Annotated in this window: 22 protein-coding genes and 1 other annotated feature; all 22 genes read right to left on the bottom strand. The window is 35.4% G+C overall.

Annotation, left to right across the window (positions count from 1 at the left end):
- Positions 1-35: 35 nt before the first annotated feature.
- The 22 genes from WCV66_RS10820 to mdh all read right to left on the bottom strand — a co-directional run bounded on the left by WCV66_RS10820 (position 36) and on the right by mdh (position 23,469).
- Positions 36-305 (bottom strand): DUF1294 domain-containing protein, encoded by a 270-nt coding sequence (locus WCV66_RS10820; protein ID WP_338788957.1) that lies wholly within the window; start codon positions 303-305, stop codon positions 36-38.
- Positions 306-408: 103 nt separating this feature from the next.
- On the bottom strand, positions 409-768 hold the full coding sequence (rplT, locus tag WCV66_RS10815; protein ID WP_066326890.1) for a 50S ribosomal protein L20: 360 nt from the start codon (positions 766-768) through the stop codon (positions 409-411).
- 32 nt (positions 769-800) lie between these two features.
- A complete protein-coding gene (gene rpmI / locus WCV66_RS10810; RefSeq protein ID WP_066326889.1) occupies positions 801-1,001 on the bottom strand; it encodes a 50S ribosomal protein L35 in 201 nt (66 codons plus the stop codon).
- Positions 1,002-1,021: 20 nt separating this feature from the next.
- Positions 1,022-1,543: a translation initiation factor IF-3 gene (gene infC / locus WCV66_RS10805; protein WP_338789437.1), complete on the bottom strand. Its 522-nt coding sequence runs from the start codon at positions 1,541-1,543 to the stop codon at positions 1,022-1,024.
- 81 nt (positions 1,544-1,624) lie between these two features.
- Positions 1,625-1,751, bottom strand: a sequence feature (ribosomal protein L20 leader region).
- 415 nt (positions 1,752-2,166) lie between these two features.
- Positions 2,167-4,104 carry a threonine--tRNA ligase gene (gene thrS / locus WCV66_RS10800; protein WP_066326883.1) on the bottom strand — a complete coding sequence of 646 codons (1,938 nt, stop codon included), beginning with the start codon at positions 4,102-4,104 and terminating at the stop codon, positions 2,167-2,169.
- A gap of 504 nt (positions 4,105-4,608) precedes the next feature.
- A complete protein-coding gene (ytxC, locus tag WCV66_RS10795; protein ID WP_338788956.1) occupies positions 4,609-5,445 on the bottom strand; it encodes a putative sporulation protein YtxC in 837 nt (278 codons plus the stop codon).
- Between the two features lie 230 nt (positions 5,446-5,675).
- Positions 5,676-6,614 (bottom strand): primosomal protein DnaI, encoded by a 939-nt coding sequence (dnaI, locus tag WCV66_RS10790; protein WP_185653652.1) that lies wholly within the window; start codon positions 6,612-6,614, stop codon positions 5,676-5,678.
- 27 nt (positions 6,615-6,641) lie between these two features.
- Positions 6,642-8,090 carry a replication initiation and membrane attachment family protein gene (locus tag WCV66_RS10785; RefSeq protein WP_338788955.1) on the bottom strand — a complete coding sequence of 483 codons (1,449 nt, stop codon included), beginning with the start codon at positions 8,088-8,090 and terminating at the stop codon, positions 6,642-6,644.
- Positions 8,091-8,417: 327 nt separating this feature from the next.
- Entirely contained in the window at positions 8,418-8,876 is a 459-nt protein-coding gene (gene nrdR / locus WCV66_RS10780) for a transcriptional regulator NrdR (RefSeq protein ID WP_066326877.1), read from the bottom strand.
- Between the two features lie 102 nt (positions 8,877-8,978).
- Complete coding sequence (locus WCV66_RS10775; RefSeq protein ID WP_338788954.1) at positions 8,979-9,377, bottom strand: cytosolic protein; 399 nt, start codon at positions 9,375-9,377, stop codon at positions 8,979-8,981.
- Between the two features lie 134 nt (positions 9,378-9,511).
- Entirely contained in the window at positions 9,512-9,892 is a 381-nt protein-coding gene (speD, locus tag WCV66_RS10770; RefSeq protein WP_066326873.1) for an adenosylmethionine decarboxylase, read from the bottom strand.
- A gap of 290 nt (positions 9,893-10,182) precedes the next feature.
- The gene (locus WCV66_RS10765) at positions 10,183-11,202 is read right to left on the bottom strand and encodes a glyceraldehyde-3-phosphate dehydrogenase (protein WP_066326871.1); all 1,020 of its coding nucleotides are present in this window, start codon (positions 11,200-11,202) and stop codon (positions 10,183-10,185) included.
- A gap of 215 nt (positions 11,203-11,417) precedes the next feature.
- Positions 11,418-12,029: a dephospho-CoA kinase gene (coaE, locus tag WCV66_RS10760; RefSeq protein WP_338788953.1), complete on the bottom strand. Its 612-nt coding sequence runs from the start codon at positions 12,027-12,029 to the stop codon at positions 11,418-11,420.
- Positions 12,030-12,083: 54 nt separating this feature from the next.
- Complete coding sequence (gene ytaF, locus WCV66_RS10755) at positions 12,084-12,725, bottom strand: sporulation membrane protein YtaF (protein WP_066326856.1); 642 nt, start codon at positions 12,723-12,725, stop codon at positions 12,084-12,086.
- Between the two features lie 253 nt (positions 12,726-12,978).
- Positions 12,979-13,803, bottom strand: coding sequence for a DNA-formamidopyrimidine glycosylase (gene mutM / locus WCV66_RS10750; RefSeq protein WP_338788952.1), 825 nt, complete (start codon positions 13,801-13,803; stop codon positions 12,979-12,981).
- Between the two features lie 72 nt (positions 13,804-13,875).
- Positions 13,876-16,506 (bottom strand): DNA polymerase I, encoded by a 2,631-nt coding sequence (gene polA, locus WCV66_RS10745; RefSeq protein WP_338788950.1) that lies wholly within the window; start codon positions 16,504-16,506, stop codon positions 13,876-13,878.
- 312 nt (positions 16,507-16,818) lie between these two features.
- On the bottom strand, positions 16,819-17,748 hold the full coding sequence (gene hflC / locus WCV66_RS10740; protein ID WP_185653655.1) for a protease modulator HflC: 930 nt from the start codon (positions 17,746-17,748) through the stop codon (positions 16,819-16,821).
- Positions 17,738-18,727: an FtsH protease activity modulator HflK gene (gene hflK / locus WCV66_RS10735; RefSeq protein ID WP_066326838.1), complete on the bottom strand. Its 990-nt coding sequence runs from the start codon at positions 18,725-18,727 to the stop codon at positions 17,738-17,740. Before hflK ends, hflC begins: the two co-directional genes overlap by 11 nt.
- A 295-nt stretch (positions 18,728-19,022) precedes the next feature.
- Entirely contained in the window at positions 19,023-20,798 is a 1,776-nt protein-coding gene (pnpS, locus tag WCV66_RS10730; protein ID WP_338788948.1) for a two-component system histidine kinase PnpS, read from the bottom strand.
- Entirely contained in the window at positions 20,791-21,510 is a 720-nt protein-coding gene (locus tag WCV66_RS10725) for a response regulator transcription factor (RefSeq protein ID WP_066326835.1), read from the bottom strand. The genes pnpS and WCV66_RS10725 overlap by 8 nt, the downstream gene beginning before the upstream one ends.
- 271 nt (positions 21,511-21,781) lie before the next feature.
- Positions 21,782-22,258: a MaoC/PaaZ C-terminal domain-containing protein gene (locus tag WCV66_RS10720; protein ID WP_066326833.1), complete on the bottom strand. Its 477-nt coding sequence runs from the start codon at positions 22,256-22,258 to the stop codon at positions 21,782-21,784.
- 272 nt (positions 22,259-22,530) lie between these two features.
- Positions 22,531-23,469, bottom strand: coding sequence for a malate dehydrogenase (gene mdh, locus WCV66_RS10715; RefSeq protein WP_338788946.1), 939 nt, complete (start codon positions 23,467-23,469; stop codon positions 22,531-22,533).
- Positions 23,470-23,564 lie beyond the last annotated feature (95 nt).

The following is a 23,564-nucleotide window of genomic DNA, read 5'->3' as shown; positions in this document are numbered from 1 at the left end:
AGTGTTCGATTACATTTTACGAGAATTTATTTACTTTATGCTAATTGATTTATTAAATAGATAAAAAGAATCAGCTGCAAAATAGAAATGACTGGAAATCCGATTTTAAACGACGTATGCTTTGTTTTATGACGATATACTCTCATTCCAGCAAAACCACCTACTGCACCACCGACAATTGCTAGCCACCACAATGTTGCTTCTTTAATTCTCCATTCTCCTCGCTTAGCTCGAATTTTATCAACTCTCATAAAAATAAAACTAATTATATTTATTAAAAGACAATAGATGATTATGTATTTCACAATTTCGATCTCCTATTCATGAATAATCTATAAATACTATATCATGTATCTAACAAAAAAAGAGCCGACCCATTAATGAGTCAACCCTTTTTTGAACGTTCAATTATTTGTTAAGTTTTGCTTTAGCAGCGTCTGCTAATTGAGCAAATGCTTTTTCGTCAGCGATAGCTAAATCAGCAAGCATTTTACGGTTTACTTCGATACCAGCAAGCTTTAAGCCATGCATTAAACGGCTGTAAGAAAGACCATTTATGCGTGCAGCTGCATTGATACGAGTAATCCAAAGCTTACGGAAGTCGCGTTTTTTCTGACGACGGTCACGGTAAGCATACATTAATGATTTCATTACTTGTTGGTTAGCAACTTTGTATAATGTATGTTTAGATCCGAAATAACCTTTAGCTAATTTTAATACCTTTTTACGACGTTTACGTGAAACGATACCGCCTTTTACTCTTGGCATGTAAATTCCCTCCTATATTACGGTGTTTCCGATTATTTGATGTTGTCTAATAAATGACGAATACGTTTGAAATCGCCTTTGCTTACTACAGTAGATTTACGTAATTTACGTTTTGCTTTTGTAGATTTGTTAGCGAATAAGTGACTAGTGTAAGCATGTGAGCGTTTAAGTTTACCAGATCCGGTCTTTTTGAAACGCTTTGCAGCTCCACGGTGAGTTTTCATTTTTGGCATAAGGTATTCCTCCTTAAGTATTATTGCTTTTCATTTTTCGGTGCTAAAACTAAGAACATGCTACGTCCATCCATTTTTGGATGTGATTCAATCGTACTTAAGTCCGCACATTCTGTTGAGAATCGATCAAGCACCTTTTGACCAATACCTTTATGTGTAATTGCACGTCCTTTGAAGCGAATAGAAGCTTTTACTTTATCGCCTTTTTCTAGGAACTTGCGTGCATTTCGAAGCTTAGTGTTAAAGTCATGCTCATCAATTGTTGGGCTCAAACGAACCTCTTTTAAATTGATGATCTTTTGATTTTTACGCGCCTCTTTGTCTTTCTTTTGCTGTTCAAAACGGAATTTTCCGTAATCCATGATGCGGCATACAGGAGGCTTTGCAGTTGGTGCTACTAAAACTAAATCAAGATTAGCTCTTGTAGCAATTTCTAAAGCCTCTTGACGAGATTTAATTCCAAGCTGATCTCCATTGGCACCGATCAGTCGAACCTCACGTGCGCGGATTCCGTCATTTACCATCATATCTTTGCTAATAATTAGCCACCTCCAAGGTTTTTTAAAAACTGAATAGTAGTTTTTCAAATCCGAATTTTTGTAGAACTGGTTTTTTTATTTTCTGAAAATAAAAAAGTGTGGATGCCTTAGACACCCACACTACGATTGTATACTTAAAAGATCATCGTAACCTGCCAACTACAAACGGATGTGTCAATCAGGTGAGAAGCGGGTGCCTCTACTTGTTTAAATAAAAGACTATTCAATTACCTTGTATATTATAACATCATAACAAAGATATTGCAAGTAAGTTATATATGTTTTAACAACATATGTTATTCTATCAAATGCTTTACTTTGTTGCAACAGTTTTTTTTGCATAGGCTGTTTTCGTAAACTTTGTTGCTTTTAAAATAGTATGGGGTTGGTTGATTGGCACTCCAGGATGCTCGCTTTCCGCGGGGCGGGCGATGAGCCTCCTCAGCGCGAAGCGCCTGCGGGGTCTCATCTGTCCCGCTACTCCCACAGGAGTCTCGCATATCCGTTCCAATCAACCTAATCAGTTCTGTTCAAAAACAACAATCTTTTAGAAAAGAGCCTTTGCATAAAAGCGAAATGAACCTACTCTGCTACGACAAGCTCAAGTCGTTCATGGCAACAAGGATCTATCTGATTACTTCTTGCTTGATATCCTGTAAAAACTGATCAAACGAAACAGTTTCTGATTTTTGTTCACCGTATTTACGGACATTTACTGCTTTTTCTGCTATCTCATTATCACCTACTACAAGCATATAAGGAATTTTTTGCATTTGTGACTCACGGATTTTATATCCGATTTTTTCATCACGCGCATCTAGTTCAACTCGTAAACCGGCATCTTGCAACTGTTCTTGTACCTGCTTTGCATAATCAAGGTGAATGGCAGGTGAAACTGGAATCACTTGAACCTGTACTGGTGCTAACCAAGTTGGAAATGCTCCTTTATACTCTTCAATTAAAAAGGCAACAAAACGTTCCATCGTTGAAACGACACCACGATGGATAACAACCGGTCGATGTTGTTTACCATCTTCACCAACATAGGATAAGTCAAAACGTTCAGGAAGTAAGAAATCCAATTGAACAGTTGAAAGTGTTTCATCTTTTCCAAGTGCTGTTCTAACCTGAACATCAAGCTTTGGACCATAAAACGCAGCTTCACCTTCTGCTTCAAAATAGTCATGACCTAGTTCATCCATTGCATCTTTTAGCATGCTCTGAGCTTTTTCCCACATGCTATCATCATCAAAATACTTTTCTTTGTCCTCTGGATCTCGATAAGACAATCTAAACGAGTACTTATCAATTCCGAAATCTTTATAAACAGCTTCAATTAATCGGACAACTCGAATGAATTCTTCTTTGATTTGATCAGGGCGAACGAAAATATGTGCATCATTTAAAGTCATACCACGTACACGCTGTAGGCCAGTTAATGCTCCTGACATTTCATATCGGTGCATTAGACCAAGCTCTGCAATTCGTATTGGTAACTCACGATAGCTGTGAATATCATTTTTGTACACCATCATATGATGCGGGCAGTTCATTGGACGAAGAACTAAATCTTCATTATCCATTTCCATTTTAGGGAACATATCCTCTTGGTAGTGCTCCCAGTGACCAGATGTTTTATATAGTTCTACACTACCCAAAACAGGAGTGTATACGTGTTGATAGCCCAAACGCTCTTCTTTATCAACAATGTAACGCTCAACGATACGACGTATTGTTGCACCTTTTGGCAACCAAAGCGGTAAACCTTGTCCTACCTTTTGAGAGGAAGTAAACAAACCTAATTCCTTCCCTAATTTACGATGATCACGTTCTTTCGCTTCTTCAAGAATTCGAAGATGCTCATCTAAATCACTCTTCTTGAAGAAAGCTGTTCCATAAATACGTTGAAGCATCTTATTGTTGCTATCCCCACGCCAGTATGCACCTGCAACACTTAGTAACTTAAATTCTTTAATTTTACCTGTTGATGGCAAATGCACCCCACGGCATAAATCAAAAAATTCGCCTTGTTCATAAATTGAAACAACTTCACCCTCAGGAATTACGTCAAGAAGTTCTAACTTTAACGGATCTTGTAACTGCTCAAAACGGCGTTTTGCTTCTTCTCGACTAACTTCTGTACGAACGATTTCGATGTTTTCATTCACAATTTTTTTCATTTCTTTTTCGATAGCTGGTAAATCTTCAGGTGTGATTGCAAGTTCCATATCGATATCATAATAAAAACCATTTTCAATAACTGGTCCAATTCCAAGCTTAATTGATTGATCTTTATATAGGCGCTTTATTGCTTGTGCCATTAAATGCGCTGTTGAATGGCGCATAATTTCTAAAGCTTCATTACTATCCTGAGTCACAATTTCAATCGTACCATTCTCAAGTATAGGTGTACGTAAATCAATTAATTGTCCATCTAGCTTCCCAGCAAGAGATTTCTTTTTTAAACCAGGGCTAATGGATGCCGCAATATCCTCAGTAGTAGTTCCTTTTGCAAATTCCTTCACAGCTCCGTCGGGAAACGCAATTTTTATAACGTCTGACATCCTTGTTCTCTCCTTATATAAAAGCGGAAACACCTTGTTAAGGCGTTGGAGCTAGACACGGCACTAAGAGGTCCGTCGCTTATTGTCAATAAATTTGCCCCAAAATAAATAAACTCGTCCCCTAAAAAAGGGACGAGTTAAACTCTAGTCAATGGATCGTGGTTCCACCCTTATTCCCAATACCTACAATTCCGTTAATTACATATAAATAATTACACGAAAACTACCCCATCACATATTCAATATACACCTTTGTGAAAGACTGTAGGATTGGCTTAACATCGATAACGGGAAGTCCGTCAGTTATTACTAAGAGTACTTTTCACAACTGAAGTTTAAAGGTGGTAAGATTGTTTTCCGTGTTAGGAAGATTTCAGCACTCCTTCCCTCTCTGGAAACCGTAAAAACAAGCTCATATCCTTATCATTACTGATACTTTTGCAATTAATCGTATTATAATGTGTTTTTTTGTGAAAATCAAGATCGGTTTTCGTACAAGTTCACTTATTGATATGTTGCAAATTGAAAATCACTAAGATTATGTAATCTCACTCTTTCTTGAAAAACATTTTGAACCGTTTGAACCATTCCATCAAATGGATCATTTGTATAGAGGCAGATCCATTTAGGAGCGATTGATACAAGCGGTGCTAATAGTTTAGAATCAATATACATTGGATGTTTATTGACAAAGGTATGATCTATATAGGATTTTAACTCCTGTTCAGAAACCTCTTGTTTGTCTGGATTATAAACAAAAAATCCATTATCATGGACAATTGAAATACCATCCATCCGACTTTCTCTCTTTAAGAGAAAGTCACGTAAACTCTGAATAAAATTTTGGTAGTCTTGTTCAAGCTTATATTCCTCAATCGCTATCTCGACATACTCTCTTAATCTTGCAGTATATTCATGCAAGCGAAACTTCTGAAAGGAAGTAAACGAAAAATACAAATCAGGACGTAAAAATTCTTCAAGAGCATCTTTTAAAATATCATGACGTGGTAATAATTGTTGAACTCTAGGTATTTCTGTTCGTTCTCCCTCAATAATCGATTGCGCGATATGTATGATTTGTTGCTGTTCCTCTTCCTCTAGAAAAAAATAATTCTCCTCTAGCAAAGTTAACATAATTTGGTGTTCTTTATGGTCAATAACAAATTGAACAAGCCCAGGGATGACTAACTTTTCTAAGGAAATATCCCATGATTTTGGGATGATTTTTATACATTGTTGATTTACTAAATATAGTTCTGTTTCATATTCTTTACATAAAGTACGAAAAATCGAATAGATCCATTTTGCCTCTTTCGGAGACCCAAATAAAATCTCAAGCATGTTTGTCCCCCCTATTTACCAATACCTGATTCTATGTATATGGGGGAACACAACTAAATAGAAGTAAAGTAAACAAGAATATGGGATTGTAACCCAATTGAAAAACTTTAAAGACAAACTATTTATACACACATAGATTTTATCTAAAGGTAGTTCAAAAAATTCCTTGCCCCTTTTTTAATATAAAAAAGTACCTCACCTATTTGTAGGCAAAGGTACTCAAAAAGAAACTATCCTCGTCTATTTCGTCCAATTAACTCAATAGGTATGGCCATATGTTTAATCCGCTCCATAATTCTCGCTGCTTTAACTGGCTCTTCTTCACCACGTTGCGAAAAGGCTAAATGGTGTTGAAGCTGTTTCAGATTAAAATTTGACGAAAAAAACGTTGGTAAGTTTTCAAGCATTCGAAATTGTAAAATCGTCCCTAGTATATCGTCTCTCATCCAGCTTGACATCGATTCCGCCCCAATATCATCTAGCATTAAGACTGGTATCTTTTTAACAACATCTAATTTTTCATCTAAAGATGAATTTTGAAATGAACCTTTCAGCTCTCTCATAAATTCTGGTACATACACAAGCATGGACGATATTTTATGTGCTGCAAGTTCATTTGCAATCGCACCTAAAATATATGTTTTACCGACACCGAAAGATCCATATAAATATATACCTTTTGGACGTTTACCATTATTGTATTGTTCAACAAAATCCTGAGCTAGACTTATTGCCTTAAAGCGGCTCGCTTCATCCATTTCAACATCAATTTGATCAAACTGAGCTGCTAAAATATCCTTTGGTATATACATGCTTTTAATAAGTGACTCATGTTTTTTTCGTTCATCATGCGCTTCCTTCGTTGGACATTTGTCATATTGAAGATCAATGATTCGTCCTTGAATCACTAAGCGTGGATGGTAACCCTCCAGAAGATTTTTGCATTCTGATAAGGTTGGACATTGCTCACAGTTTTTACTTTGATTCATAAACTCAAAAAGCTTCCCAAGACTTCTTTCAACCATACCATCTTCAATTTCTGAAGCGTGATTTGTAATAAAGGCTTTTATTTCCGGGTGATTTAACACCTGATTTTTTAAGTCGTTAAATCTATCGTTAAAGTCAGGTCTGCTTGTAAGATTCTTAAAAGAATTCTTCATATGTTCCATTTGTTTTCACCCCCTATTTAGATTGAACTAGTCATTTGTTTTATTATCCTTGTATTTTTTTATTCGATCAAATAATTTCTTTTTTTCCAACTCAAATTGTTCACGATCAAGTGTTGATTGACCATCTGTTTGCTCTTGTTCATCATTGTTTAGCTTATTGTTCTCATCTTCATTTAACCAAGAAGGCAGCATTTCTTTACGAATAGGGGCTTTTTTATAGGTTGAGGATTTTTTCGTTGTTTTTTCCTCGGCCCATTGTTGGTATTGTCTGTGTTCGTGTTTTGCTAGATCCATTGCAGCCTTCACTGTTGAGATTTGTTTTCTTATCCAATGACTTGCAATCTTTTGTACATAGGCTTTCGTCAGCTTCATATCGGTTTTTAACATAACATAATAAATAAGTACATTCACAACTCCTGGCTCAAGCTTTTGCTGAAGCATTACTTCTTCGATGATTTGTAAATCACCAGCACTTGGTGGAACCCCTCCGGAAACATCAGTTAAAAATTGTCTTGGTGAGATGGTTTCTAATTGATAAATAAGTTCTTCTTCTTGTGTAAGTTGTTTTTTCTCAGTGACTGAACGCAATGAAAGTGGTTGAATCTTATCTAGCAAACCAGGTAATTCATCACCATGTTGAAATTGATACCAATCTCTTGCAGATTTCCTGAGTAGCTCGATGTCAATATTATCATCCTGATCAATACTGTTCATTAAGACATTTTTCATATCTATCGCACTTATTCCGTACAAATAAGAAAGCTTTTTAATTACTTCGCGTACAGTTGGCGTAATTGCCTTTGTTGGAATAATGGCATCAGAAAGTCCTGTAATAAACAAGTCGAAGTCAAATACATTATCCGATATTTCCATCGTTGCACGATTATTCGTTTGCATATACTCCCGATTAGATACTAAAGATAAATCTTCTAATGTTTCATGATTTACTCTGGCAATCATATCAGCGGATTGTCCAGAATCAAAGATATCATTAAAAGATCTCGTAATATCCTTCATCCCTTCATCCATTTGCTTGTCTGAGAAAAATCGTTTTAATTGTAAAAATTTATTTTTACCTACTCGATTGTAGAGATAAATATTCAACACACCATCTTGAAAAAACTCATCTGGTCGGAGTGGCGCTTGTAGTTCATATACATATCGTTTAAACTCTTCTGTTTCAATAACAAAGGTTTTTAATAGTCCAAGCCCTTCAAGTTTTAAACGTTCTCGGTAAATATCACGTAAATTACTTTGCATGATCGTCAGTAAACTATGATGTGTCGTTTCCTCACCCCATAACCGACTTTGCTCTAGCTCCCCCCACAATGTCATATAAAGGCTAAAGCATTTAGTACCAATTAACGGCTGATAAAGTAAAGTTAGGATTTTTCTATCTAAGTCCTGTAGAACAGAGCTGCTTTTTACTGTATAACGATCAATTGCTAGTAATTCCTTCCAATGCTGCTGATCCATCCCTTTCAAACCTTCCATTTAAAAATGCGGAAGCGCCTTGCTCAGGAGACGCTGTAACTGGACACTAAATCTAATGCACATTTTTCATAGCATTTGAGATACTGCCATTTCAAAAACAAAAGCGCAAGCGCCTTGAACAGCCTCAGGCAAATAAGATGATATAGAATAGAAAGCGTTCTTTGCCTTCAATTCTAAATTTGCTAGACCCTAGAGGGGCTAGGCGCTGGAGCTGGATGTCGTGCGCTTATCCACAGTTTAAGAATTTTATCCTAAACGATGAAAAAAGAGCTTGAAGAAATGTTTCTTCATTAGCTCTCTTTTCCATACTTATCGTACTTTTTTTATTAAATCAGTTAGTTCTTCAATAAAAACATTAATATCTTTGAATTGGCGATAAACGGACGCAAATCGAACATAAGCAACCTCATCAATTCTGGCAAGCCTGTCCATCACCATTTCTCCTACAAGCTCGCTATTTACTTCTGAGACTCCTTGATTTCTTAGTTCTTTTTCGATTTCATGAACAATATCCTCTAATTTTTGCAAGGGTACGGGACGCTTTTCACAGGCCTTGATTAGTCCTCTTAATATTTTATCCCGACTAAACTCTTCCCTTGTTCCTTCTTTTTTCACAACAATTAAAGGGAATTCCTCCACCTTTTCAAACGTTGTAAAACGGTATTGACATTCCTCACATTCACGACGTCTTCTTATCGATCTGAGGTCATCTACAGGTCTTGAGTCAAGAACTCTTGTACCATTATGCTGACACGAAGGACATTTCATATAACCAACTCCAATCAAAACGTCAAATTCATATGAATAAGGCTATTAATCACGTTTATAACGGGCTGTAATAGCCTTCCGCACAATTAATGAAGACCGACCTTATCTTCCACTCTTCCCTGTACCAACTAACGTTTCTTTCTCATCAAGCTTTTTATAAAGCTGAAGGATAATTTTTTTACTAAACCCAAAGTCTGTTGGTAAAAAAGTATTTGTTGTTGCTGTAAAATCAACGGCTGTTTCATATGGACGAACAGAAATTACGGTTACGATTAAAAAACCTTTTCTCGGTTTGTCAATCGTTACACTCATTTCACCACGTTCTTCTGAAATCGAAGTTACCGTCATACCAGGTATTTGTTCAATCAATGAATTTACTGATTGTAAAGCATTCTTATATGCAGTTTTATAATAATGACTTTTCAAATCTGGATTATAATGATTTTCACGTGTTTCTTGGTGTGTACTAAAGAAATCTTTTAACTTATTTATAAAACTCATGCGCTCTTTTCCCCTTTTGTTATATTTTATCGGAAAGTGTCCAATGTTATTCTATCTCTATCATACTGAAAATTCCCGATAATAAAAAGAGGTGCGGATTAAATAATCAGCACCTCGGGATATTTGTTTTAATATTAAAGAGCTTTTGCTTGAGCTTGCTTTACTTGTACTGGTCCCATTCCTCTTGGAATTTCAATATTTTCACGAGTTTGAGCACCTAAAGATTCTGCAATGTGATCTGCAGCAATATTAGGATCTAAATCACCGCACGTGTAAACATCAATACTTGCATAGCCATGCTCTGGAAAGCTGTGGATCGTTAAATGTGATTCAGAAATGATGACTACACCACTTACTCCTTGAGGAGCAAATTTGTGAAAAGCAACCTCTCTAATTTCAGCACCAGATTTTAACGCAGCATTTACGAATGTTTTTTCAATGTAATCCATATCATTTAACTTATCAAAATCGCAACCCCATAATTCTTGGATTACGTGTCTACCCATTGTTTCCATATTCATGGATCCCCCTTTAACTATTTTTTCACATGAATTCTTCGCTCAGGTGATATATAACAACTACCACGGGGGAAAGTTAGTCCAGAGAGGTCCTAACCCTTTAAGTAGCCTTAACACCATGGCTTTTATAAGAAGTTCACGAAAAATAGTATACTTTGTTTATTTATGTTTTGCAACAAACTTTTTCAAAAAAGTTTGTTAATAGTTAAAGGGTGGAGTATTAATGTGGTGATACACGGTTTATTATTTCCTTTGCATTATTTAATATCCCGAATTAACGTTACATTTTATACCTCTAATAAATTTGTCATTTTTTCAGCAACAAACTTCGTTAATTCTGTTACTCTACATGAATAACCCCATTCATTATCATACCACGCTAACACCTTTACTTTATGACTACCAATTACCATCGTAGATAATCCATCAATTATTGCAGAATAAGGGTTTGTATTGAAATCGATTGATACTAAAGGTTCAGTTGTATAATCGAGTATGCCACTTAAAGAGCTATTTGCAGCTAGTTTAAACGACATATTGATTTCTTCAACAGTTACCTTCTCCTCAACATCGACTACTAAATCTACTAACGATACATTCGGAGTTGGAACTCGTAATGCCATGCCGTGTAGTTTACCTTTTAGATGAGGCAATACCAATGATAGCGCCTTTGCAGCTCCTGTAGTTGTCGGAATAATCGATTGGCCACAAGCTCTAGCTCTACGTAAATCCTTATGTGGATTATCTATGTTTTTTTGATCATTTGTATAGGCGTGAACTGTTGTCATTAAGCCATTTTTAATTCGAAATGATTCGTCAAGAACTTTGATAACAGGTGCAAGACAATTTGTTGTACATGAGGCATTTGAAATAATCGTATGTTTTTCAGGATCGTATTGCTCCTCATTAACCCCCATAACAATTGTAACATCTTCATTTTTACCAGGTGCTGTTAGTATCACTTTTTTTGCTCCAGCTTCAATGTGCAACATCGCTTTTTCTCTTTGATTAAACTTCCCTGTTGCTTCAATTACAATATCCACCCCTAGAGATTTCCAGGGTAATTCTTTAGGGTCACGTTCATTTATAAGTAAAACTTTGTTTCCGTTTACAATTAAATGATCATCATGTGCTATCACTTCACCATCAAATTTACCGTGATTTGTATCATATTTAATCAAATGTGCTAGTGTTTCGGCAGGATAACTTGCATTTATGGCCTTTATATTCAAGTCCTCATTAATCGCTTTCCGAAATACCATTCTCCCAATACGACCAAAACCATTTATCGCAATATTGGCTCTCATCATATTTCCCCTCTCGTTTTATATATGTCATACTAATTAATTATTTATTTTAATTTAGTATAACACATTTATTTTTAAAAGCGATATATATTATTACATTTTTTTAATTTAGGCATATTTCATTTATTTTTATGCTTTGTTTAACTTGGCTTGTTCCATATATACCGCTTAGAGCACAGAATATTTTTTTCGATCACAAAAAAAAAGAGACCAATTTAATTAGTCTCCTCATTTCCTATCAACTTACTGATCAACTCGTGTACCTGTGCTCTTGTTTCTTCTATTGAACCCTGATTATGAATGATTTCATCTGCGAGCTCAGCTTTTTCCTTCAAAGGAAACTGTGAGCCAATTCTTATCTTCGCTTCCTCTTCACTATAACTATTTCTTTTCATTAACCGCTTCAATTGTGTTTCTTCATCAACATACACTACTATTATTTCATCCACCATATACGTTAATTTACTTTCAAATAATAAAGGAATATCTAACACAACTATTTTAGCTTGATGTGCTTTTTCTTCCTCAGTTTGTTTTAACATTTCCTTTCGAACAGCAGGATGGACAATTTTATTTAATTGCTGACGTTTATTTTCCTCAGAAAAAATTAGCGTTCCTAGCTTTTCGCGATTAATTGTTTTATCTTCATGTAAAATATCCTGGCCAAACGTTTTAACAATTTGCTCATATGCTGGTTTTCCGATCTCAACTACCTCTCTTGCAATTTGATCAGCGTCAATCACTCGGATTCCTTGTTTGCGTAACATATCAGAAACTGTACTTTTTCCACTTGCAATACCACCTGTTAAACCAATTACCACTGTCACAATGACTTGCCCCCATTATTTCTTAAGAATTTGACCACTGAATGAAGTCTCAGTTTATAGTTTCCATATACCTATCATAATTAGAATGATCCCCGGTAGGCAAGAAAATTTATCCATCCAAGCAAATTTCGAAAAAATATTCCCTGATTTAATCCCAACAAATACAAATAATGAGCTCATACACGCTACTAAAATACTCATAATAACTGGCGAATACCCTAATAATGCAGCACCAATCCCAGCACCGAAGGCATCTAATGACAATGCAACACCAAGTAAAAATGCCTCCACTCCTGTGATCGTTCCTGACTTATCAATATCTGCTGACATTGGTTTTCTAAGGATATTGATAACAATTCCAAGTGTTTTTATCTCAAAATTAATTAATGTTTTTTCTGACTCCATCTCATCCTCAGACGTTTCCTTTTCAGGTCTAAAAAATTGATATAACACCCATGCACCAATTAGGACCAAAATGAATCCTCCAAGCTTTTCTGTTACATACACCGGGAAAATTCTTGTCAGCAAATCGCCAACTAGCATTGCCACTAACAATGTTGCGGCAGAACAGCAAGCAATAATAAATATTGACTTAAAAGGGATTCTCATTTTTCTCATACCATACGTAAAACCTACAGAAAAGCTATCTAAGCTTACTGCGAGCGCTAATAATAATAGTGATGCAAATTGAAACATAAAAGCCTAGCCCCTTCCTTCTGATTGCTAACATAGTGTATGATAGTCGCCTAGTTAGTGTTAAAGATCGATGAAAAATTTTATAAAAGTTTTGCTGACTTCTTGTATTCTTGAAACCTTGGGAAAGTAAATCACTCAATTTTAAATAATTGGCATAGAGTGGCTTAAAGAAATTCGAATAGTACTAAAAATTAAGGATTTAATGCAAATAAAAAAAGGTAAAAAGCACATAAAGTGCTCTTTACCTTTTGGATTACTTTTGACATTTATCACAAAAGTGTGTTCCTCTTCCACCAACGACTGATTTTGTTAAAGTTGTTCCACATTTTTTACAAGGCTCATTTGTTCTTCCGTATACAAATAATTGAAGTTGGAACATCCCGATTTCACCTTGAGTATTTACATAGGATCGAATAGTGCTACCGCCTTTTTCGACAGCTTCCCCAAGAGTTGCAATGATTTCCTTATGTAAAACCCTGCATTCTGCTAATGTTATTTGATTTGCAATGCGCTCTGGGTTTATCCCAGCCCGGAACAATGCTTCATCAACATATATATTTCCAAGACCAACCACAACGGTTTGATCTAATAAAGCGGCTTTAATTTTTCGTGACGTTTTTTTTAAACGTTCACGTAAATAATCTACTGTAAAGCTTTTAGAGAAAGGTTCAGGTCCTAGCTGAGAAAGTGGCAGCTCATTATCTTCTTCACCCTTTGAAAATAAGTGCATAGTACCAAACTTTCTTACATCTCGGTAGCGCAATTCAGTGCCATCTACAAAGGAAAAAATAACATGTGTATGCTTATCATACTCCTCTTCTGGATTATACAATCCATATCGACCTTCCATTCGTAAATGTGAAACTAGAACATAATCGTCAAGGATAAATTTCAAAAATTTCCCTCTACGGTTTACATCTTGTATTGTTTGCCCAACTAAGGCATCCTGAAATTGTTCACTTTCTTCAGGTTTTTTTATTATTTTTGGCCAATGAATTGTTACCTTTTGTATCTTTTTTCCTTGTACTAGCTGAAGCAATGTACGGCGTACTGTTTCAACCTCTGGTAGCTCTGGCATTCCATCACTTCCTTTTTATTCGGTTTAACGGTAACTCTTAAGTGGTCTTCAAAACAGGCCACTTGATGGGGTTTATTTCGCATCATACCAAGAAGCACCATAAGAGTAATCCACCTTTAATGGAACGTTTAACTCTACAGCATTTTCCATTACTTCAGGAACAATTTTTTCAAGAATTGAAATTTCTTCTTTTGGTGCCTCAAAAATTAGTTCATCGTGTACTTGTAATAATAATTTCGCTTGAACATTTTCCTGTTTTAATCGATCAGCCATATCGATCATTGCCTTCTTAATAATATCTGCAGCACTTCCCTGAATTGGAGTATTCATTGCTGTTCGTTCTGCAAAGCTTCGTAAATTAAAGTTACGGCTTGTGATTTCTGGAATATATCTTCTTCTATGTAGAAGTGTTTTCACATACCCTTTTTCCCGCGCATCAGCGACAATGTCATCCATATATTCTTGAACACCGACAAAAGTCTCCAAATAACGTTTAATAAATTCTCCTGCTTCCTTACGAGTGATTCCTAGGTTTTGTGAAAGTCCGTAATCACTAATTCCGTAGACAATACCAAAATTAACCGCCTTTGCTTGTCTTCTCATATTCGATGTAACATCTTCTTTTGCAACATGAAAAACATCCATTGCCGTTTTCGTGTGAATATCTAAATCATTACGGAATGCTTCTACTAAGTTTTTATCATTTGCAATATGAGCTAAAACCCTTAATTCAATTTGCGAGTAGTCAGCTGCAAACATGACCCAATCATTTTTTGATGGAACAAATGCTTGGCGAATTTTCCGACCTTCCTCAAGTCTAATCGGGATGTTTTGTAGATTTGGATCAATTGAACTAAGTCGTCCGGTTGTTGTTAAAACTTGATTAAAACGGGTATGGATTTTATGTGTGTCTTCATGTACAACCTTTAATAATCCTTCAATATAGGTTGATTGTAATTTTCCGAGCTGACGATAATGAAGAATTCCTCTTACAATTTCATGCTTTTCTTCAAGCTTTTCCAATACGTCTGCAGAGGTTGAAAAACCTGTCTTCGTTTTTTTTATCACTGGTAAACCTAATTTTTCGAATAATATTACTCCTAGTTGTTTCGGTGAATTAATATTGAACTCTTCTCCAGCATGCTCATATATATTCTCCTCAAGCGATTTTAATTGTTCTGCTAAATTCTTACCCATATCTTTTAAGCGATCAACATCAACTTTCACACCTGTTGCTTCCATTTCAGCAAGAATGACCGAAAGTGGTAGCTCTAAATCATAAAATAATGATGTTTGATCATTTTTCTCCAGTTGATTCACTAGCTTTTCTTTTAAAGCGAATATTGCTTGTCCTTTTCGAACAATATGATCACTAAGCTTTTCTTCATCAGGGATTGCTCGCTTCGCTCCCTTACCGTACACTAACTCATCTGATTGAACAATTGATAAACCATTTGTTCTCGCAACACTTGCAACATCATCGAAGTCTTGTGAAGGATTTAATAAATAAGCGGCGATAAGTACATCAAAGTCGACCCCTTTTAAAGTGATCCCTTTCCAGCTAAGCGCAACACTTGTTTTCTTTCCATCATAAACAATCTTTTGTTTCGTTTCATCAGCAGCCCATTTTTTAAATTGCTCAGATGCTAACGCAACTTCAACAGGGATGTAATATTGACCATTCTCATTAGTTATAGAGAATCCGATAATATCTGCGTTATGATAGCTTTCTTCAAGAACCTCTACATATAACGCTGCTTCGTCAGTCAATAGTTCACTTGTAAGTTCAGAGACTTTTTCAAAGCTAATGTCTTCAACAACCACTTCTTCTTGAACGACTTCTTCACCAAGCTTTTCTAATAATGTGCTAAATCCTAGCTCTTTAAAGATATCTGTAACCTTTTTTATATCAAAGCCTTCATAATGAACATCATCAACTGAAATTGTTATTGGTGCACTGCAATCAATTGTGGCAAGCTTTTTACTCATTAGCGCCTGATCACGGTTTTCCTCTAATTTTTCTTTTAGTTTTTTACCACTCACTTGATCAATAGAATCTAACACATTCTCTAACGTTTGAAATTCTTTCAAAAGCTTAATGGCAGTTTTCTCGCCTACCCCTGGTACTCCTGGGATATTATCTGACGCATCCCCCATTAAACCCTTCATATCAATAATTTGTTCTGGTGTTAAGCCGTATTTTTCATTAACAAAATCAGGTGTGTAGGAATCTACATCTGTTATTCCTTTTCGAGTGATATCAACAGTAATTTTATCTGTCACTAGCTGTGTTAAATCTTTATCACCTGAGATGACCTTGACTTCATAGCCGTCCTTTTCAGCCTGTTTAGAAAGCGTACCAATAATATCATCTGCTTCATAATTTTCAAGCTCATAGCGTGATACCTGATAAGCATCAAGAAGCTCTCTTATAAAAGGAAATTGCTCTGATAATTCAGGTGGAGTTTTTTGGCGTCCCCCTTTATACTCCTGGAACGTTTCATGTCTAAATGTTGTCTTTCCTGCATCAAATGCAACAATCATATGTGATGGATTTTCATCTTCTAAAATTTTCATTAAAATCATTGTAAAACCATAAATCGCATTCGTATGTACACCTTTATCATTATTCAATAATGGAAGCGCAAAAAATGCTCGATAGGCAATACTATTTCCATCAATTAAAACGATCTTTTTAGTCACTATTTCTTCCTCCTACATCTATTAATAGCACCTATCTTTAGCTCATATCCAAACGAACAAGCTTATGTTTTAGCCTTTTGGTAATCTAGACCTTATAGGTGCATACGATCTTAACGTTTATCGCTGTAACAGCCCATGCAAACTAAGTTGGCTTAGACTAATGGATCTCGGAACTAGACACTAAACGAAGTCAAAATTCAAAAAAAAGAACCATAAGTTCCTTCTCTATTCTATCACGACTACAAATAGAAAGGAAAACTCTGGTTCTTTGATTTTATAGGTTATATCTTCAAAAGCCGCGATTGTAAACTCCTAGCGTTCCCCTTTAAGTAGACTTGCATATGGAGAATCAAATGGAATAATTATGACCGTTTCTTCATCAATCGTTTGCTTATATGATTGTAATGTTCGATACAGTTCATAAAATTCAGGATCCTTTGAATAAGCTGTATTATACATTTTAGCTGCTTCCTTCTCACCTTCACTTCGAATAACCTCTGCATCTCCTTTAGCCTTTGCTAGCATCTCTTTTACTTCTCTATCTGTCTCTGCAATAATTCTATTTTTTTCGGCATCACCTTTAGATAAATAACCTTGTGCAGTTGATTCCCGTTCAGAAATCATTCGCGTAAAAACAGATTGTTCATTTTCTGCTGGTAAATCTGTCCGTTTCATGCGGACATCAGTTACGACGATACCGTAATCGTCTTTTTCTAATAAATCATTTACGATATTTGTAACCTTGTCGTTTAAGCTTCCTCGAGAGGATTTCTCATCATTGATAATTTCATCATAATTTAATTGACCGAGTTCAGAGCGCACAGTTGAAAAAACAAACTCCGCCATTCTTGTCTCAGCACTTACCATGGTTCGTGCATTTGTGATCATTTTTTTTGGATCTTCAATTCTCCAAACTGTGTAGTTATCAATAATTAGCCTTTTTTTATCTTTTGTATTAATTTCTGCCTCTTGAACATTGTATGTCATTTGATAATTTGGCAGAGTTGTTACAGATTGAATAAAAGGGATTTTATAATTTAGTCCAGGTTCTTCAATTATTCTAACGACTTCGCCAAATTGGCGGACAACTTTGTATTCGTTTTCTTTTACAATAAACAAGTTTGTTAAGACAAGTACTAGTAATAGGATCGTAATAAGTAAAATGATACCTCCACGAAGGTAGCCTTTGAATGAAAATGCAGGCTTTTTCTCCTCCATATTCACTACATTATCATTGTCCATTTGTTTCACTCCCTTCCCCTTCATTGCCTTCTTGTTCTACTGGTGCTACAGGCTTGGTTGTAGCATCCTTAATCGGTAAATACTTCATTGTATTACCGTTATCCTCCATAATATAAATCTCTGCATTTGGTAGCACTTGATCGATCGTTTCTAATACTAAACGCTTTTGTGTAATGTCTTTTGCATTTTTATACTCATTATAAATGGCATTAAACTGGGCTACATCGCCACGTGCTACTTCCATACGCGCAGCTTTGTCTCCTTGGGCAGCAGACATAATCGCATCCTTCTCCCCTTGTGCTTCCTCCGTACGTTTGTTTCTGTATTTATTTGCTTCATTTTTTCTTGTGTTCATCGTTTCACGGGCATCTGTAACATTTGTGAATGCTTTTCTAACCTCTTCATTTGGAAGATCCACATCCTGTAATTTAACCGCTAAAATGGAGATTCCAATATCATATTCTCCAATTAGAGTTGATAATAATTCTTGTACTTGCTTTTCAATTTCAACTTTACCTGAAGTTAATGCATCATCAATTGTCGAACTTCCTATAATACTTCTTAAACTTGCGGAAGTTGCATCTTCTAACATTTCCGTTGGATTTTCTGCATTAAATAAGTATTTACCAGGATCTATAATCTTCCACTGGACTACCATATCCGCTAAAACAATATTCTCATCACCTGTAATCATTTTTGTTTCTTTAGGAAAATCCTTAACATCTCCATCTTCTGATTCCTCGTATCCAAACTGTAAGCTAAATGTTTCCTTGGAAAGAACCTCTACGGATTGAATTGGCCACGGGTATTTAAAATGTAGTCCTGGTTCACTAACACCTTCCTCAACCTCTCCAAGAGTAATCATGACAGCTTGTTCTGACTCATCAACAGTGTACCAAGATGTAAAAGCAACAATCGCCAAAATTGCAATTAAAAAGGAAAAACCGATAATGGTAAAAACTCTTTTCATGCTTAACATCTAATCCCCTACCTCCTTTTGAACTCAACAAGATCATTTGTAAATGTAAAATTTTTGATCTACCTTTAATACGGTTTTGTTACGAAAAGGTTTCATAGTTATTTCTCTTTTATTCGCAACCGTATTCAGGAAAACAAAAAAAGGGACGAGAGCGTTATGCTCTCGTCCAAAAGATTGGCTCCTTGGATGAAGGGGTTTTCACTTAGTATCATATCAACTTTTTATTAAGATAGAATAAATTAGATGTAAATTAATTGTAAAGTATGTCGAAATTACTAAAATTTCTTTATCTTTTTTATGTAATTTGGCCATCTTGATACTTTTTATTTAACTTTACAGTAAAAGATGTCCCTTCTCCTAGTTTACTCGAAACACTTATTTGCCCCTTGTGCGCTTCAACTAAATGTTTTACAATTGCCAATCCAAGTCCAGTTCCTCCAGAATTTCTACTTCTTGCTCGATCAACTCGATAAAAGCGTTCAAAAATCCTTGGAATTTCTTCAGTCTTAATACCAATTCCAGTATCAGACACAACGATAAGTAGATACTGTTCATGCTTTTCTACGGTTACTTGAACAGATCCACCCTTAGGCGTATAGGTTAACGCATTGTTAATTAAATTTATGAAAATCTGTTTTAAGCGATATAAGTCACCTTCTATTAATAACAACCCGTCTGGGATAGCTAGTGATAACCCTACTTCTTTTTCAATTGATTTACCTTGAAGGATGATACCAATATCCTCTAAAAGCTCTTTTACATCACATGGCTGTATAGACAATTGAAATCCTTGCTGTTCAATTTTAGATAGATCAAGCAGATCTTGAATTAATGACTGTAGACGATCACTTTCCTTAAGAATGATAGATAGAAAATACTCTGCTGTCTGTTTGTCATTTAGGGCTCCATCTAAAAGAGTTTCACTAAACCCTTTTATTGAAGTTATCGGTGTTTTTAATTCATGGGATACATTTGCTACAAAATCTTTTCTCATTTGCTCTAGCATTTTTAGTTCAGTAATATCATGAAATACAAGGACAATACCCTTCCATTCATCATTTGTGCCGATAATCGGTGCACCATAAACCTCAAAATGTCTTCGTTCTATTTTCAGCGGTAAGTGCAGCTGCTTCCTTACCTTTACCTCTGTCATAAAAATTTCTTCAACAAGTTCAATAATCTCTTTATGTGTAAAAGCATCATAATATAACTGGTATAGAAATTCAGCAGAGTCTACCTCAAAAAGCTCCTTATAAGCTCGATTCACTAAATTAATATAGCCCCGTCCATCAATAAGGATTAAACCACTTCCCATATTTTCAATTAATGTTTGGAGGCGGTCCTGCTGCATTTCCTGTGCTCTAGTCATATCTTGGAGATTTCTCGCTAGTATATTAATAGATTGACTAAGCATTCCACTTTCATCTATATGCTCTTCATATGTTCGAGCCTTATAATTTCCTTTCGCAAGCTCCATCGCTACTTTGGTGGCTGATTCAATAGGACGTGTATATCGAGATGTTATCCTAATTCCTATAAAAACCATAATAATTAAAGCCAAACTTAAACTAACAATTAGTACCATCCAAGTTTGTTGGTTTACCTTTTTTACTTGTTCAATTGATGAGTTGACAAGAACAATACCTTTATATGAATCACCTTCACTAATAGGGAGCCCGTAATATGCTAATTGTTCCTTTTGATCAATAAAAAAGTAACCATCTGACTTATTTTTCATAATTGGAAGTACGTCTTCTACCATATGGTCATGATTATGCTTTTTTGATATTTCACCTTCATCATAAATAATCTGATCTTCTGCATTTAAAACAGTAATATGTGTTTTAAAGGAGCTACTTAGTTCAAAAACAAGATCTGACGACTCCTCAGCAGTTAACCCTCTCTCAAATAATAATGTTTTCATTAATTTTGTTTCTCTTTGCATAATATCCTTATAAGAATTGATATAATAACTATTAAAAATTTGTCCAAGTAATAACCCTAATCCAACAAGGACTGTTATTACTAAAGTAATTAACGCAAAAAGTAATCGTGAACGAAACCTATTCATTCACTTTCGGCTCCTCGAGCTTATATCCTAATCCCCTAATTGTTTTAATATATAAAGGTTTTTTTGTGTTTCTTTCGATTTTTTCACGCAAATGACTTATATGAACATCTACTATTCTTGTATCACCTGCAAAATCATAATTCCAAACTGCACTAAGTAGCTGATCACGTGTAAGGACACGCCCTTTATGTTTAGCCAAATAAACAAGCAACTCAAATTCCTTAGGTGTTAAGTCTAAACGTTCCTTTCCATAATACGCTTCATAATGTTCAGGTAATACTTTCAAATCACCGATCATTACCTGCTCTGATTCATCAGATTCCTTAATTTCAACTTCTGTATGTGATTGTGTTCTTCTGAGAATTGCCTTTACCCTTGCTACTACCTCTCTTGGACTAAATGGCTTTGTCATATAATCATCAGCCCCTAGTTCAAGTCCTAGTACTTTATCAAATTCATCATCTTTTGCAGTTAACATCAAAATAGGTACCATGATCTTTCTTTGACGAAGCTGCTTACACACTTCGATACCATCCATTTTAGGTAGCATCAGGTCAAGAACAAGTAAATCTGGCTCTTCATTTAAACAACTGTGCAATCCCTCTTCCCCATCCATTGCCGTTATCACACTATAACCTGCTTGTTCTAGATTATACTTTAACAAAGTTGAAATCGATTGCTCGTCATCTACTACTAATATCTTCTTACTCATATAAGCCTCCAAGGATTGTATTTCCCTTCAATTGAACCAATTTTTTATTTTATTCATTATAAATGAATTTTCTCTATTGTTTCTATTCTAGCGAATAGTAGTGAAAAAGGGCAACTATTGCTTTATTAAATGTTCAAACTGCTCCTGAAAATGTATTTATTACCCTTAGACTTCCTTCTATTATACCTCATTAGAATATAAATTCTGATAATCAAAAAAAAACTGACTCAAATTGAGTCAGTTTTTTTGACTATCGTTAAAATGGTGATGATTAAAAGTTATCTAAAGCTTTCCCTTCAATAGGTGTCAGTTTACTAGGTGGACAAACAGTAATCCTTCCTTCTAAGACAACCTCTTCTTCGGCATTAACTGCATGGACTTCAACGACAATTTTATTTTCTGAAACAAATATCTCACTAACTTCAAATAGGAATTGTACGATACTATAATGATAAAGTGGCTTAAGGAAGGTTATATCTTGCTTAACAATGTGACTACCTGGACCTGGTAAATATTTAGAAACTGCAGAAGTTATAATCCCTGTTAGCATTAAACTAGGAACGAGCGGTTTTTCATATGGAGTTTGTGATGCATAATCATGCTGTATATAGAGCGGATTGGCGTCATTTGTTAATCCAAGATAAAGCAATAGATCTTTATCTTCAATTTTTTCAGTTAATGATAATTTTTCTCCAACTGTAATCTCATTAATAAGCCTACCTAGCTTTCTCTTTTTACCAAGGAGCATCTTTGCACCACCTTCATTTATTTGAGAAGAAGAATATAGGAAAAGCTCAGGGCGCCTTGAATAGACCCGACAGGCATAAGACGCTCAGGAATAGAAGTCGTTCTTTGTCTTCAATTCCTGAGTGGCTGTAGACCTAAGAGGGGCTAGGCGCTGGAGCTAGACACCAAAACTGAGTAAGAAAACTTATAATTTTGATAGTATAAAAAAGAAAATTGAGGATATCCCCAACTTTCTTTTTGTTTATATCGTTATTTATTATAAAATTGTTACTCTTATGATAAGACCTTCATTACATTTCTAACAGAGTCTGCAGACTTTTGTAATGCTGCTTTTTCTTTCTCAGTTAGTTCTAGTTCGATGATTTGCTCTAAACCATTGCCACCGAGAACAGTTGGAACACCTAGGTAAATACCGTTGAATCCATATTCACCTTCTAAGTATACAATTGTTGGAAGCACACGACGTTGGTCCTTTAAGATTGCCTCAACCATCTCTACTAAAGAAGCAGCTGGTGCATAGTATGCACTTCCGTTTCCTAATAGGTTAACGATTTCTCCGCCGCCTTTACGCGTTCTTTCAACAATTGCATCTAAACGATCCTTAGGGATTAACGTCTCTAATGGGATACCTCCAGCATACGAATAACGTACTAGAGGTACCATGTCATCGCCATGTCCACCTAATACAAATCCTGTTATATCCTTAACTGAAAGATTAAGTTCTTGAGCAACAAATGTACGGAAACGAGCTGTATCTAGTACACCTGATTGTCCAATTACACGATGTTTTGGGAAACCAGATTCTTTAAATACTGTATATGACATTGCATCAACAGGGTTTGTTAACACAATAATTGTGCACTCAGGAGAATACTTAACAACTTCCCTTGTAACACTTTTCATAATTCCAGCATTTGTAGAAACAAGATCATCACGGCTCATCCCGGGCTTTCTAGCTATACCTGCAGTAATAACAACGATATCTGAATTTGCTGTATCCTCGTAGTTTGATGTACCAATAATATTTGCATCAAATCCTTGAACAGGACTTGCTTCTAGCATATCTAAAGCTTTTCCTTTAGTAGGGTTTTCCATTTGCGGAATATCTACTAATACGACATCTGAAAGTTCCTTTTGACCTAATAGAAAAGCTGTAGTAGCACCAGTAAATCCACTACCAATGACAGAAACCTTTTTACGCTTAATTGCCATATTAACATCCCCTTAATATGTATAGGATTGGTAGAAGGAGAAGTTCCTTCTACCAACTAGTTAAATTTAATAGCATGTAAGGTCAGTAAAATTCA

The sequence above is a fragment of the Metabacillus rhizosphaerae genome, assembly GCF_037201795.1.
Classification (GTDB): Bacteria; Bacillota; Bacilli; order Bacillales; family Bacillaceae; genus Metabacillus; species Metabacillus rhizosphaerae.
This window is presented reverse-complemented; position numbering and strand designations above follow the sequence as displayed.

Bases quoted from the DNA above. Each gene is read 5' to 3' on its own strand.
- rplT (WP_066326890.1), bottom strand. From the start codon at position 768: ATGCCAAGAGTAAAAGGCGGTATCGTTTCACGTAAACGTCGTAAAAAG.
- rpmI (WP_066326889.1), bottom strand. From the start codon at position 1,001: ATGCCAAAAATGAAAACTCACCGTGGAGCTGCAAAGCGTTTCAAAAAG.
- thrS (WP_066326883.1), bottom strand. From the start codon at position 4,104: ATGTCAGACGTTATAAAAATTGCGTTTCCCGACGGAGCTGTGAAGGAA.
- ytxC (WP_338788956.1), bottom strand. From the start codon at position 5,445: ATGCTTGAGATTTTATTTGGGTCTCCGAAAGAGGCAAAATGGATCTAT.
- dnaI (WP_185653652.1), bottom strand. From the start codon at position 6,614: ATGGAACATATGAAGAATTCTTTTAAGAATCTTACAAGCAGACCTGAC.
- WCV66_RS10785 (WP_338788955.1), bottom strand. From the start codon at position 8,090: ATGGATCAGCAGCATTGGAAGGAATTACTAGCAATTGATCGTTATACA.
- nrdR (WP_066326877.1), bottom strand. From the start codon at position 8,876: ATGAAATGTCCTTCGTGTCAGCATAATGGTACAAGAGTTCTTGACTCA.
- WCV66_RS10775 (WP_338788954.1), bottom strand. From the start codon at position 9,377: ATGAGTTTTATAAATAAGTTAAAAGATTTCTTTAGTACACACCAAGAA.
- speD (WP_066326873.1), bottom strand. From the start codon at position 9,892: ATGGAAACAATGGGTAGACACGTAATCCAAGAATTATGGGGTTGCGAT.
- WCV66_RS10765 (WP_066326871.1), bottom strand. From the start codon at position 11,202: ATGAGAGCCAATATTGCGATAAATGGTTTTGGTCGTATTGGGAGAATG.
- ytaF (WP_066326856.1), bottom strand. From the start codon at position 12,725: ATGTTTCAATTTGCATCACTATTATTATTAGCGCTCGCAGTAAGCTTA.
- mutM (WP_338788952.1), bottom strand. From the start codon at position 13,803: ATGCCAGAGCTACCAGAGGTTGAAACAGTACGCCGTACATTGCTTCAG.
- hflC (WP_185653655.1), bottom strand. From the start codon at position 17,748: ATGGACAATGATAATGTAGTGAATATGGAGGAGAAAAAGCCTGCATTT.
- hflK (WP_066326838.1), bottom strand. From the start codon at position 18,727: ATGTTAAGCATGAAAAGAGTTTTTACCATTATCGGTTTTTCCTTTTTA.
- pnpS (WP_338788948.1), bottom strand. From the start codon at position 20,798: ATGAATAGGTTTCGTTCACGATTACTTTTTGCGTTAATTACTTTAGTA.
- WCV66_RS10725 (WP_066326835.1), bottom strand. From the start codon at position 21,510: ATGAGTAAGAAGATATTAGTAGTAGATGACGAGCAATCGATTTCAACT.
- WCV66_RS10720 (WP_066326833.1), bottom strand. From the start codon at position 22,258: ATGCTCCTTGGTAAAAAGAGAAAGCTAGGTAGGCTTATTAATGAGATT.
- mdh (WP_338788946.1), bottom strand. From the start codon at position 23,469: ATGGCAATTAAGCGTAAAAAGGTTTCTGTCATTGGTAGTGGATTTACT.